The sequence below is a fragment of the Acinetobacter legionensis genome (assembly GCF_048551735.1).
GTDB lineage: Bacteria > Pseudomonadota > Gammaproteobacteria > Pseudomonadales > Moraxellaceae > Acinetobacter.
In genome coordinates this window covers 68,822-80,665 of the sequence record NZ_JBIMBV010000007.1, presented here as the reverse complement: position 1 = coordinate 80,665, position 11,844 = coordinate 68,822, and the positions used below count along the sequence as shown (strand labels likewise).

Annotated in this window: 13 protein-coding genes; 9 read left to right on the top strand and 4 right to left on the bottom strand. The window is 37.0% G+C overall.

The window, feature by feature from the left end; translation table 11 throughout:
• Window positions 1–11: 11 nt before the first annotated feature.
• The 3 genes from uraD to ACG9ZL_RS08055 all read left to right on the top strand — a co-directional run bounded on the left by uraD (window position 12) and on the right by ACG9ZL_RS08055 (window position 1,756).
• Window positions 12–533, top strand: a complete 522-nt coding sequence (gene uraD / locus ACG9ZL_RS08065) for a 2-oxo-4-hydroxy-4-carboxy-5-ureidoimidazoline decarboxylase (RefSeq protein WP_419359696.1) — start codon at window positions 12–14, stop codon at window positions 531–533.
• A gap of 33 nt (window positions 534–566) precedes the next feature.
• The gene (uraH, locus tag ACG9ZL_RS08060; RefSeq protein WP_105712584.1) at window positions 567–887 is read left to right on the top strand and encodes a hydroxyisourate hydrolase; all 321 of its coding nucleotides are present in this window, start codon (window positions 567–569) and stop codon (window positions 885–887) included.
• Between the two features lie 146 nt (window positions 888–1,033).
• A complete protein-coding gene (locus tag ACG9ZL_RS08055; protein ID WP_419359695.1) occupies window positions 1,034–1,756 on the top strand; it encodes an outer membrane protein OmpK in 723 nt (240 codons plus the stop codon).
• Between the two features lie 190 nt (window positions 1,757–1,946).
• Here the strand turns inward: ACG9ZL_RS08055 and ACG9ZL_RS08050 are convergent, their stop codons facing one another.
• A complete protein-coding gene (locus ACG9ZL_RS08050) occupies window positions 1,947–2,441 on the bottom strand; it encodes an ureidoglycolate lyase (protein WP_336951058.1) in 495 nt (164 codons plus the stop codon).
• Between the two features lie 4 nt (window positions 2,442–2,445).
• Window positions 2,446–3,453, bottom strand: a complete 1,008-nt coding sequence (gene alc / locus ACG9ZL_RS08045; protein WP_419359694.1) for an allantoicase — start codon at window positions 3,451–3,453, stop codon at window positions 2,446–2,448.
• Window positions 3,454–3,666: 213 nt separating this feature from the next.
• On the opposite strand from alc, the gene hpxO reads away from it, so the two are divergent.
• Complete coding sequence (gene hpxO, locus ACG9ZL_RS08040) at window positions 3,667–4,824, top strand: FAD-dependent urate hydroxylase HpxO (RefSeq protein ID WP_336951061.1); 1,158 nt, start codon at window positions 3,667–3,669, stop codon at window positions 4,822–4,824.
• 196 nt (window positions 4,825–5,020) lie between these two features.
• Here hpxO and ACG9ZL_RS08035 read toward each other — a convergent pair whose 3' ends face one another.
• The gene (locus ACG9ZL_RS08035) at window positions 5,021–5,953 is read right to left on the bottom strand and encodes a LysR family transcriptional regulator (RefSeq protein ID WP_336951062.1); all 933 of its coding nucleotides are present in this window, start codon (window positions 5,951–5,953) and stop codon (window positions 5,021–5,023) included.
• A gap of 296 nt (window positions 5,954–6,249) precedes the next feature.
• Between ACG9ZL_RS08035 and ACG9ZL_RS08030 the strand changes: the two genes are divergently transcribed.
• A complete protein-coding gene (locus tag ACG9ZL_RS08030) occupies window positions 6,250–7,305 on the top strand; it encodes a Rieske 2Fe-2S domain-containing protein (RefSeq protein WP_336951063.1) in 1,056 nt (351 codons plus the stop codon).
• Window positions 7,306–7,411: 106 nt separating this feature from the next.
• Here ACG9ZL_RS08030 and yddG read toward each other — a convergent pair whose 3' ends face one another.
• Complete coding sequence (gene yddG / locus ACG9ZL_RS08025) at window positions 7,412–8,356, bottom strand: aromatic amino acid DMT transporter YddG (RefSeq protein ID WP_419359693.1); 945 nt, start codon at window positions 8,354–8,356, stop codon at window positions 7,412–7,414.
• A gap of 275 nt (window positions 8,357–8,631) precedes the next feature.
• Between yddG and ACG9ZL_RS08020 the strand changes: the two genes are divergently transcribed.
• From ACG9ZL_RS08020 to ACG9ZL_RS08005, 4 genes are all read left to right on the top strand, one after another.
• Window positions 8,632–9,270, top strand: a complete 639-nt coding sequence (locus tag ACG9ZL_RS08020; protein WP_336951065.1) for a vWA domain-containing protein — start codon at window positions 8,632–8,634, stop codon at window positions 9,268–9,270.
• A 16-nt stretch (window positions 9,271–9,286) separates the two neighbouring features.
• Entirely contained in the window at window positions 9,287–9,931 is a 645-nt protein-coding gene (locus ACG9ZL_RS08015; RefSeq protein WP_336951066.1) for a TerD family protein, read from the top strand.
• A gap of 14 nt (window positions 9,932–9,945) precedes the next feature.
• Window positions 9,946–10,581 carry a vWA domain-containing protein gene (locus ACG9ZL_RS08010; protein WP_336951067.1) on the top strand — a complete coding sequence of 212 codons (636 nt, stop codon included), beginning with the start codon at window positions 9,946–9,948 and terminating at the stop codon, window positions 10,579–10,581.
• A gap of 103 nt (window positions 10,582–10,684) precedes the next feature.
• Window positions 10,685–11,737, top strand: a complete 1,053-nt coding sequence (locus ACG9ZL_RS08005; RefSeq protein ID WP_419359692.1) for a TerY-C metal binding domain-containing protein — start codon at window positions 10,685–10,687, stop codon at window positions 11,735–11,737.
• The last annotated feature ends 107 nt before the right edge of the window (window positions 11,738–11,844 follow it).

Below are 11,844 nucleotides of genomic sequence, written 5' to 3'. Positions count from 1 at the left end.
AGGTATTATTCGTGAAAATAGAAGAATTTAATCAAGCATCATCAAAAGAGCTTACAAGCTTGCTCAAGCATTGTGTGCACATTCAACGTTGGTCAGATGAAATTTTGTCACAACGTCCATTTGTCAACACTCAAGCGTTAATGGATTTTGCAAAAATACAAGCCTCAACTTGGACATGGTTAGAAATTGTAAATGCATTAGCGACACACCCACGGATCGGTGAAAAAAAGGCTCAGGCAGTGCTGAGTGAAAAAGAGCAAGCATTTTCTCATCAAGAGCAATCAGCAATAAAACAGAACACTGAAACACAACATGCTTTATTGCAAGGCAATATTGCTTATGAAAAGAAATTTGGTCATATTTTTTTAATTCGTGCTATGGGCTTAGATCAGACTGAAATTCTACAAGCACTGAAATATCGTTTATTAAATGATCCTGAAACAGAACAGCGTATTGTTAAACAACAACTTGGTGAAATTGCAATGTTAAGACTCAATCAAGAACTGAGTGAAAATGAAAGCTTAAATGATTGATTGCATTAAAATAATGTTTAGAAAGGAAATAACATGATCAGTACCCATATCTTAGACACGCATCTTGGCAAGCCTGCCGTAAATGTTCTGATAAAATTATTGGATAGCCAAGACAATATTGTTGCAGAATCAAGGACCAATGAAGATGGACGGGTAGCAGATTTTAATTTAAGTGGAATTAAAACAGGGGATTATAGTTTGGTTTTTTATACTGCTGAATATTTTGACCGTTTAGCCTTAGCAACGTTTTTCCCAAAAGTTGTGATTCATTTTTCAGTCCTTGATTTGGCACAACATTATCATATTCCTTTATTAATCAGCCCATTTGCTTATTCCACGTATCGTGGTAGCTAGCTTTTATAGAATTAGATTATTTTATGATTTTAAAGCCCATTGATTTGGGTTTTTTTTAATAAATTTTGACCAAATGTAAAAATTGGCTTTGTTTTTGCTTATTCACACAAGTGTTTACCGTTATTTCTGATGGGGGAATTTATAAAATGAACTTAACACAATTTACTGCGCTTTCAACTTTAGTTTGCACTGCTTTTAGCACTCATGCTGCACCTATTTGGCAAGACTTTAGCATTACAGGTTTATATGGAAAAAACTATGAACTGATTGCTCGGGAAGACGACCAATCGACCATAACTTTTGAATATGCAGCCAAATTAAAATATGGGGATTTCTTTGCATTTGCGGATCGTACCAATAATGATGTTTCAGGTAATGAGACGTATTTTGAAGTGTCACCACGATTGAGCTTGGGTGCTATTTCAGGGCATAAGTTGGAAGTGGGTCCAATCAAAGACGTTCTCATTGCCACAACATGGGAAGGTGGTGAAGGTTTTAACAATTATCTGTATGGGATCGGGGTAGATTTAGCAATTCCATATTTCCAGTATGCACAATTAAACTTCTATAAAGCAGACAATTATAAGAATACGGATGACGATTATCAGCTGACTTTTGCCTTTGGTGTACCATTTAAAATCGCATCAGAAGATTTTCTTGTCGATGGTTTTCTTGATTGGTCAACTGCAGAAGATGACCATGCCAGTGAGTTAAACTGGACTGCACAATGGAAATGGAATGCGGGTAAACATATTTCACCAGATACTAAATTGTATTTAGGCGTTGAGTATTCAGTTTGGAATAATAAATATGGAATCTCTGGCAAAGATGAAAACAATGTCAGTGCGTTGATTAAATATCATTTTTAAAACGATTTTTATCTGATCATGATTTTATTTGATTAAGTTAAACTCAGAATAAATTTTCCAATCAGAGCAACATAAAACAATGTTGCTCTGAAGTTTAAGAACATACAAAAAAAGTTTTTAATCAATACTTTTAAAGCTAATTTCGCCCCATTAGCATTTTGAATTCATGTTATGAAATGATGCTTATTGCTTATAAAGTCAGGACAATATTTTCATTAAACTGAAAAACATCACAATTGTGACCCTCACCGATCCGATCGATTACCGTAAAATCACTGGGTGCTTCTAGTGTCAATAACGGATGATGCCAAGTGCCTGCGCGATAGTTTACAGCCTGTAGACCATTGCTAATAAAGGCGTAAATATGTTCAAGATCAGGTTGGTCTTGGTCCAAAGCGGCTGCAACAACAACCAAGAAAGATTGACCTTGCATCGGGATAAATGCCTGTGAACCAATCGGATGTCGTTCAAGCATTTGAATTTCACAAGGCACTTGGGTTTTTTGAATATTTCGAAAAATACTCAATCCGATTTCAGCGTTGGTCGCTTGAGCCAAGGATAAAGCATGATAACGTTCCGTATGCGCACTATTGATATGGAAAAAATCATTGCCAGTACAAGCAATGACCTCACCAAATGGGGCAAAAGCTTCAGCTGTTAAAGGTTGAATTTGAATATATTTCATAAAATCACTCTATAATTTTACCCCATAATCGGATACGACTAATACCACCGTCTGGAATCATATTGACACGAATATGTGAAATTTTTTCATGCTTTAAAATGTCGGCTACATAATCATGAATATGATCCATTTGCATATCCTGAGCATTGAGTAGAAATGGCCAAAACATACTTTGTGGAATTAGTTGTGGATCAGTCGCATTTTCAATATATATCGCCTGAATAGAAACTTGAGCAGGAAAATTTCCTTTGAAATGTGCGGTATCAATTTCAATTTTTTCAATTACACCACTTTGACCGAGTGCTAAAATACACCAGTCAAATCCAGGTGTACGGCGGCGTTTAGTTTCCCAACCATCACCCATATTGATTCCACGATTCGGATTGATCAAATTACGAGGATGACCAAAGTGGGCGTCGCTATAGGCAATCACGCGTCCACCATTTTCTAGTGCTAGTAAATCTAATGTTTTTTGATGATCTTGAATCTGTATTTGCACTTCGCCATAGACGCGAAAACGTGCAATACCCCCATCAGGAAAAATATTTAAGCGGACATGGGTAAAGACTGCTGAATTTTTAATGTTAAAAATATGGTGTTGGCTTGGGCCAAGAATAGAATTATTTAGAATGGGTTGCCAAAGTGCACTGCTTAAGTCCCCATTTGGTGCATAACAGGCTTCAATTGAAGCAGAGGCAGGGTAATTCCCAGTAAAAAAAGTGGTATCAATATCAAATGCTGTAATTTTTCCAGCAACGCCTAATTTAATAATTGCCCAGTCATAGCCTGCATGTCGTTTACGACGGGTTTCCCATCCATCCATCCATTTGCCGTGATCATCAAATTTATCTTCTACAAAAATGGGTGGATTAAATTGCAACATTCGTTGTGCTTCTGCAAAAAAATCATCTGAACATTCAAGTACTTTTGTACCAATTCGGGGATCTGCCAAATTGGTGCATTGTTGTAAATGTGCAGGAAGCTCAAAACTTGGTGCAAGTAAAGTTGCCATATTTATTTACCATTCATATTGCGATTTATATCATTTTATTCATTGATATGGGTGCTTAAAGTTCAATAAGCACTCATAAAAACAATATCTTACCGTCCTCATCATGCATAGCCTATGCCAACTTTGCTTGACGAATGTTGTGATTTTTAAATAAATGGCACGTTTTTAGCATTTTAGTCATAAGTGTTAAAGATACAGACAGAGGAGAAATAGATGGAGATTACTATTATTGGTGCAGGTATGGGGGGATTAACCGCAGGTATTGCACTAAAAAAATTCGGACATACGGTCACCATCTATGAACAAACTGAACAAATTCTAGCTGTAGGTGCTGCTATTTCTTTATGGTCAAATGGTGTTAAGTGCTTGAATTATTTAGGATTAACGAATCAAGTTGCCAAACTCGGTGGTCAAATGGATCATTTAGCCTATATCGATGGACTAACTGGTGAGCACATGACTCAGTTTAGTTTAATGCCTTTGATTGAAGAGGTCGGACAACGGCCTTATCCAGTTTCCCGTGCAGATTTACAAAACATGTTGATGGATGAATTTGGCCGTGACGATATTCATCTTGGGAAAAAAATGGTTGCACTAGAACAAGTAGATCAACATATAAAAGTTCAGTTTGCAGATGGCAGTGAAGTCACCACAGCATTGTTAATTGGTGCGGATGGAACACATTCGCTAACGCGCCAATATGTATTGGGTGAACAGGTTGAACGTCGTTATGCTGGTTATGTCAATTGGAATGGTTTAGTGGAAATTTCAGATAATTTAGCCCAAGCAGATCAATGGACAACATTTGTTGGAGAGGGGAAACGTGTTTCGCTTATGCCGGTGGCAGATCAACGTTTTTACTTCTTCTTTGATGTGCCATTACCTGTAGGTTTGGAAAACAGTAAAGCCCAATATAAAATACTATTTAAACAATATTTTAAGGACTGGTGCCAGCCTGTTCAAAACTTAATTGAAGCGATTGATGAGCAAAAAACCAATCGAGTAGAAATTCATGATATTGAACCTTTTACCCAGTTTTATAAAGGCAGAGTGGTAATTATGGGGGATGCGGCTCATAGTACCACACCTGATATTGGTCAAGGCGGTTGCCAAGCCATGGAAGATGCAATTTACTTAGCACGCGCTTTGCAAATCAATACATTAGGTGTAGAGGATGCCTTAAAACGATATCAAAATAAACGTAATGAGCGCGCCAATGAGTTGGTATTACGTGCCCGTAAGCGCTGTGAAGTGACCCATATGAAAGATGAGGCTGTGACCGAAGCATGGTATCAAGATTTACGTCAAGAACAAGGTCCACATATTATGCGTGGCATTATCAGTAATATTATCGGAAATCCTTTAGATTAAATGTTGCTAGGTCGATGCTGAATTTAAATTACTAAATCTAAATTCAGCATTGGAAATTTAACACTTTTGATTCATATATATGTTTAGGGAGTTATTGCTAGTCATCACTCAGCTACACGTCATTGCTTTGTTGCTTAAGGGGCTGTTGTTCATTTCTTTAAATCAATGATTTGTATTACAACATACCCAAACCTGATTATTGATAAGGGATCAACTTGAGCTTAAATGCTTCGATTTGTTCAATAAGATGCTTAATCATAATTTGCGATACGCGTGAAAGTTGTCGTTTTGGTGCAACACATAAAGCTAGTGTTAATGGATATAAACGTTTTTCTCGAATTGGCTTAAAAACCAGCTCGTCGCGCTCTAAATAAGGATAAGCATCAATAAATGACAATAAACCAATGCCCAAGTTCTTTTGAATTAATGACATCATCATTCGGATGTCATTACAATGTAAGTGATGCTGAGGGCTAAACTTATGATGCTTATACAAGGTCTGTGCGTAATCATGAATAATTAAAGGTGCGCCAGGAATCAAGTGCTTATAGTTGACACTATCTGATAGATAGACTTTCTCATTTTTTGTTAAAGGGTGATCTTTAGGTAAAATAAAACCGATTGGGATTTCTACAAAAGAGAGAACCTCTAATTGATGATGTCCTTTAGGGTTTAATAAAATCCCAAAGTCAATTTCAGCCTCCATAATCATATTTGACACAGTTTCACTGTCTTGGATATGAAAATTAAAGTTGATCCAAGGATAGTTGTCATACATATATTGAATTGAATCTAAGACAAAACCATCACTCAGTGCTGAAATAAGCCCACAATTAATGGTTCCCCGAGAAAGCCCTTGAATTTCATCAAAACGATTACGAGTTAATTGAAATTCTTTTTGCCACTTAATCAAATCCGCATAGAGTAACTCTCCAGCAAGGGTCAGTTTTAAACCACTGGGTAAACGTTCAAACAGATCAATTCCAAACTCTTCCTCAGCGAGTGCGATTTGACGATGTACTGCAGATACTGAAATATAGAGTTGATCTGCTGCTTTTCTTAAGCTACCTGTCTTGGCAACGGCAATAAAATAATCTGAAAATCGTGAAAAAGTTGTATTCACAGGCATATGGGCTGTCCATTATTTATATTTCACGGACTTATTCCTAAGCAATGAAAATCAAGGAAATTTGAAACTCGCTAAAATCACAGATCACTAAGCGATTTTTATGCCAATGATGAGTTTTTTCTAAAAATAATTTTCAGATAGGTGTTCTATTTTTTAGAATGAGATAAGTAAAACATTCTAATAGACAGAATTAGACAAAATTCGTAATTTAAAACTCAGCCATGATTTTAGCTGAGCGCTATGCTGAAATCACAGCATAAGATCATGACATTAAATATATATTCTGTGAGTTTTGTATGAATGCAATTCCAGTTCTGAACTTGTTTAGTCAACCACAATGTAGTGGTTTTGAGCCTAAAGACTGGGAAATACTCGCTCAGCATTGGTATCCTGTCGCACGTGTGCAAGATGTCACAACAGCCCCACAACAAGTACAACTCCTCGATGTGAAAATGGCGCTTTATCAAACGGCAAGTGGTGCGATTCAGTTGGTGCGTGATATTTGCCCGCACCGTGGTGTACCACTCAGCAAAGGTTGGGTGCAAGGTGAAGAGATTGTTTGTCCCTACCATGGATTGCATTACAACACAGCAGGTCAATGTACAAAAATTCCAGCACAGCCAGAACTGACAAATATTTCAGAGCGCTTTAGCCTCACCAAATTTCCTGTAGTTTTAAAATATGGTTTGGTTTGGACGAGTTTATTTAGCCGTGATGAAAGCCTCGCAAACTTTCCAATATTGGATACTTGGGATCATCCTGATCATCAGCCCATTTTGCCACCATTTGTTGATATTGCTGGTTCAAGCGGGCGGCAATTGGAAGGTTTTATTGATGTTGCACATTTTGCTTGGGTACATCAGCAGTCTTTTGCCGATGCTGAAAATCCTGTTGTACCCAAATACACCACTGAACGTACAGATTATGGTTTACATACTGAATATGTCAGCAATGTGAGCAACTATCCACATGGTTTACAGCATCTGGCACCAGAAGGTTTTTTATGGAAGCGAATTTTTGACGTTTACCCGCCATTTTCAGCAGTGTTAAAAGTTGAATTTCCACGTGAGGGCGTATTAAAAATTTTAAATGCCTGTTGTCCTGTATCACATAACCAAACTCGATTATTTGTACCACTCACCCGTAATTTTGATACCACAGGCGATTTGCAGGCAGTTTATGATTTTAATGCACAAATTTTTGCAGAAGATCAGGACATGGTAGAGAGTCAAAAACCAGAAGAGCTTCCATTGGATATTACAATGGAAGCACATTTTGAAGCAGATCGTTCATCTACAACCTATCGCAGGATATTGGCAGAATGGGGACTAAGCAAACGCTATATTGTGTAAATTTTCATTTTTCCTTCCCCAGCGTCTGGAGGTAACATAATTAATCATATATTGATGATGAATGATCAATATATGATTAAAGCTGATCTTAACAACATAGATCTTCTTATAAAAAAGAGTTTGACTTCGTTAGTTTAGCTAATAATTTTTCTTTTAATTGTTGCCAATTTGTCGAAATCCAACACACCAAAGAGCCTGAAGTTACCAACATCACACCATACCAAAACTCTGGTGGTAGGTGGGTTTGTAAGATAAACATTGAAATCACAGTGGAGATGACTGGACTAAAATAAGATAAAGTCACCAAAATCGTAATATTGCCTTTGATAATGCCAATATTCCAAGCAGCATAACCCAAGGCCATCACCACTGAAACAATACCTAACAATCCAATTGTTGTAAGTTTAACTTCTGGAATTACATTTAGACTCAACCCATGTGACCATAGGTATTTAGTCCACAGTACAATACTGATCGAAACAAAGAAAAATGAAATTGGATTATGCCCATCGCTATATTTTTTGGTAATTACACAATATAAGGACCACAGCGTTGCCCCAACAAGTGCCAAAATATAACTGATTGGATTTTCGAGAATATTGGATAAAATATTAGACCAAGTTAAAGCACCTTGCCCAGTTTGAATTAAAATAATTCCACTCAAGCTGATGGCTAATCCAACAATAACAAAGACATTAAATTTAATTTCTTTAAATAGGATCAGCATGGCAACAGTTAATCCTGGCCAAAGGTAATTGACTAGACTGACTTCGATGGCCTGTTGAGCAGTTTGTGCCAGTGCAATAGCATAAGAAAAACATAATTCATAAATAACAAATAATAAGGTAGAAAAAATCAGATATTTTTTTGAAATTAATTTTAAATTTGGGATTTTAAAAAATATTAATAAAATACAAGTACTCAGTGTATACATCAGCAGCACAGCTAACTCAGCGCCCAAACTAAAACTAATTTTTTTCAATAAACCGACGATGGAAGACCATTGTAAAATGGCACTTAAACCAATCAACGTAGCGAGATTTTTTGACATATTGGGCTTTAAAATCTGAGGATTCAGATTAAGGTAAATAATAAAACAATTATAGCTTAGAACTCTGCAATTATTTTTAAAATATTACCCAGCATAAAACAAATAATATGTCAGAATCAGATCAATTAAAAAATAGAGTATTTAAGTAAAATTTGATATTTGGATAAAAAATTAAGTATTAAAAATGATAAAAAGCTTTGTTTTTAGTTCAATTTTTTATATAAACATATACATAAAGATTAAAAATTAACGAGACATTAAACAGAGATAAACAAATGAGAAGATTACCCGTATATTTATTATTAGATACATCAGGTTCGATGCATGGTGAACCGATTGAAGCCGTTAAAAATGGTGTTGAAATACTGGTTTCTTCACTCAGACAAGATCCTTACGCGCTTGAAACAGCCTATTTATCTATTATTACTTTTGATACTCAAGCCAAGCAGTTGATTCCCTTAACTGAAATTGCGCTGTTTCAACCGCCTCAATTACAGGCAACGGGAACTACACAGTTGGGCGAAGCGCTTGGATTATTGGCAGATAAAATTGATCAAGAAGTGCAAAAAACCACACCTGATACCCGTGGTGACTGGAAACCCTTAGTTTTTATTATGACAGATGGTGCACCAACAGATGATTGGACTAAAGGTTTTGCAAAACTCAAACAAGCGAAGACGGGGATGATCATTGCTTGTGCAGCGGGACATAATGCAGATAGCAGTATTCTCAAACAAATTACAGAAGTTGTGGTAGAACTTGCAACTGCAGATTCAAATACCATTAAAGCCTTCTTTAAATGGGTTTCTGCAAGTATTTCTACAGGTAGCCAAAAAGTAGATGCAGGTCAAAAAGAAGTCACAGGCTTAAATGATCTTCCACCACCACCACCTGAAGTGAATGTGGTTTTATAAAAATAAAGGAAAATGCATGGCAATTACATTAGTAAAAGGTCAAGGACTCAGTCTTGAAAAATCTAAACATGATTTAGAACGAGTGACGATTGGACTCGGTTGGGATATCACTGAGCAAAAGAAAGGCTTTTTAGGCGGATTATTTTCAGGCGCTAAGAGTGAGGAACACGATCTAGATGTGGTAGCGTTCTTATGTGATATCAGTGGAAAAGTAAAAGATCTAGGTTGGAATGCCGCAGGTCAAGCCACACTCGAAAATAGTGATGTTATCTTTTTTAATAATTTAAAACATCGTTCAGGGCAAATCTGGCTGACTGGCGATAACCGTACTGGTGCTGGTGACGGGGATGATGAGCAAATTATTGTCAAATTAAATAGCTTGGCAGCTGAATATCACAAGATTGTTTTTATTGTTCAAATTTACAATGGTGCAAAAAACAATCAGCATTTTGGTCAGGTGAAAAATGCCTTTATTCGTGCTGTCGATGGTACTGGTAAAGAAATGGTGCGTTTTGATTTATCAGGCATTGGTCAATATGATCAACAACGTTCATTATTATTTGCTGAACTGGTCAGAGAAAATACTGGTTGGAAATTTAATGCGGTCGGTAATGCATCACCCACGGATAATTTCGTGGAATGGTTAAAAAAATATAGTTAAAGAATGAGAATATAATGCGCCGTTTACCTGTATATATTTTATTAGATACATCTGGCTCTATGCGTGGTGAGCCAATTCACTCGGTGAATGTTGGCTTGCAGTCGATGCTCAGTGCATTAAGACAAGATCCTTATGCGCTTGAAAGCGTGTATTTAAGTGTGATTACCTTTGATATTGATGCAAAAGTTTATTTACCGCTTACCCCTTTGGATCAAGTTCAAATTCCAGATCTAGATGTGCCCAATGTGGGAGCAACATTTATGGGTGCTGCATTGGAATTACTGGCACAGCAAGTACAACAGAATGTGCAAAAAAGTAGTAATGAGGTTAAAGGGGATTGGCGCCCGTTATTATTTTTGATGACAGATGGTTCACCCTCAGATGTCTATGCTTATCAGCAAATCGTTCCCACAATTAAACAGCTTAATTTTGCCACGATTGTCGCTTGTGCTGCGGGGCCAAAAGCGAAAACCGAATCCCTGCTGCAACTAACGGACCAAGTGGTTGTGTTAGACACCATGGATTCAAATAGTTTTGCTAGCTTCTTTAAGTGGGTTTCTGCAAGCGTGGTCGCTGGTAGCAGTAGCGCAGGGGTATCCGATTCAATTTCTTTACCACCACCACCTGCCGAAATTCAGTTGGTTTTATAACTGGATATTACTTGACGTTAAAAATGTTAAATCAAACAGGTCAGCACTTATCTGTTTGATTTAGATTTTTGAATAATATGATAAAAATAATGTAGGTGAAGTTATGCGTCGTTTACCGGTATTTTTTGTTCTTGATTGTTCTGAATCAATGGTCGGGCAACCGCTTGAATCAGTTCAAGAGGGTGTGGAGTTTATTTTAAGCAGTTTAAGAAAAGATCCTTATGCGCTTGAAACTGTATTTATTTCCTTGATTGCATATGCAGGGATTGTCAGAACATTGGTCCCTTTAACTGAGTTATTTGCCTTTAATCATTTTAATTTGCCCTTGGGTGGTGGGACACATTTGGGTAAAGCTTTAGATCATTTGGGTCAGGAAATTGATCGTTATGTGATGAAAACCACCAGTGAAGTCAAAGGCGACTGGAAGCCAATGGTCTATATATTTACCGATGGTCGTCCAACCGATGAATATGATCAGGCAATTCAACGCTGGAATGCTAAATATGCGCATAAAGCAACAGTCGTCGCCATTGGTTTAGGTGCAGATGTTGATTTTTCTGTGCTGAGTAAGATCACTGAAAATACCATTTCAATTGATCAAATCAATCAAGAGTATGTCAAAGGTTTGTGTAAGTGGATCACGGCCTCTGTGGTCTCACAAAGTATCAGTATTGGTAGTCATCAACAAAAAGATGAACTGTTGCCGATTGATGTGCGTTATATGCGCTTGGCAAAAGATGCATTGTCCCTGCAAAAAAATAAAGCCGATGATCATTGTGCGATATTTGTGGGTCGCTGCCAAAAGATGAATAAACCTTATATCATCAAATATATACGAAATTTACAGTACAAAGGTCCAGCTGATTTAAATATCAATATCTATAATTTTAAGTTAGATACCTGTAGCGCGATATCTGAGGAGTATTTTACTTGGTCAGATCATAATGCATCAAATAAGCAGATCAATACAGCTGAGCTCGATGGTTTCCCTGAATGTCCACATTGTTTTTCTGAGACCGCTTTTGCCGTGTGTGGATGCGGTAATTTGATGTGCTATGACGGCTATCGGGAATCTGTGGTTTGCCCGTGGTGTCGTCGACAAATCAGTTTCTCGTCTGGTGATGGAGATTTTGATTTAACCCGTGGTCAAGGTTAGGCTTTATCTGTTGATGAATACATTATTAAAGCATTGCTGTATTGACGAATATTAAAAATCTATAGGGCTAAACGCTTAAGTGCATCGTGATTGGTGAGTGACCAAAT